This is a genomic window from Haemophilus paraphrohaemolyticus (assembly GCF_002015045.1).
Taxonomy (GTDB): Bacteria; Pseudomonadota; Gammaproteobacteria; order Enterobacterales; family Pasteurellaceae; genus Haemophilus_A; species Haemophilus_A paraphrohaemolyticus.
Genome location: NZ_MUXX01000016.1, coordinates 1 through 1,257, shown reverse-complemented (window position 1 = coordinate 1,257; position 1,257 = coordinate 1). Strand labels below are relative to the sequence as shown.

At 43.5% G+C, this 1,257-nt stretch carries 1 protein-coding gene; it reads right to left on the bottom strand.

Features of this window, described 5'->3' with window-relative positions:
* Positions 1-1,150: integrase core domain-containing protein (locus tag B0184_RS08525; RefSeq protein ID WP_078177672.1), on the bottom strand; the 1,150-nt coding region annotated here is incomplete at its 3' end.
* Positions 1,151-1,257: the final 107 nt, after the last annotated feature.

Genomic DNA, 1,257 nt, shown 5'->3' with positions numbered 1-1,257 from the left:
ACAATGTGGCAGATTTAATTTTCATTTCCTTGGCATCAAAACTGCCCAGTAAATGAAAGCGATAATAAATATGCCAAATGCCATCGGCATAAGGCTCGAACGCTACAGGTTCATTGGCAAGCACTTGGCTGAGATAATAAGTTTTTCCTTGCCATTTGATTTCGCCACTGAGTTTCACTTTGCGGATTTCAACATTATCCCCATAGTCATATGGCTCAATGTGACCTGTATAAATTCGCTTTGACGGCTCATAACATTCTGCAGGTGTTTTACGACCAATGCCTTCATGTGAACGTTCTTCGTTGTATTCTCGTAAGAATTGGTTGAAGAATGTCTGTTGAGCTTCAAAGCTATTTTGAGGTTGAAGCGCCGCTTTTAAGCTACGGTGCATTCGCTCGTGTCGTCCGTTTTGCTCTGGGTGTGATGGCTTAATTCGTTCAGGACGAATGCCTAAGTCAATCCAGCATTTAGAAAGTTTGCTGATTTCACCTAATGCTTGCGATGCAAAAGGTGAACCGTTATCGGTACGAATCGAATACGGCAGACCAAATTGCTCAAAAAGGCGTTCAAACTCAGTAATAACAGGCGCTGATTTTGTATTCGGCAACCCCTTACAGCAAAATAAAAAGCGACTGAAATTATCCGTAATCGTCAGCGGATAGCAAAACTTCTGATTGCCGAGTAAAAATTGCCCCTTGAAGTCAGCACTCCAAGTGGCATTGGGTGCGATGCATTCGCCAAAAGGTTGTGTGTCTGAACTCATACGACGCTTCGTCTTACGAGGCTGAACTAACCCTGCACGCGCCAAAATTAAATCGCCCGTGCTATCAGCCGGTTTTTTCGCCTCTGGAAAATGCCGAGTAAAGCTATCTAAAAGCTTTTTGGCACCCCAGTGAGGACGTTTAAGTTTCTCACTGATAAGCCAGTCACAAATCCATTGTGGCGTGGCATTAGGGCTATGATGAGGTTTACGAGATAACTCGGTTAAGCCCTCAAAGCCAAGCTGTTCGTGGCGTTTAATCCATTTATCTGCCGTTGGACGGCTAATATTAAACTTCTGACACAGTTCAGTTTTAGTATAGCGTTGGCTTAGCCACGCTTTTAAGAAAAGTACACGCTGTTGCATCGCATCGGTCTCTATCCAAGGCATCATCAATCTCCAGTGGATTTGGTATTTTGATGATAAGTTTACGGGAAAAATGTAAACGATGTCCTCGGGTTAGAATGTAAATGATGTTATCAGGTTGTACCCTCCCC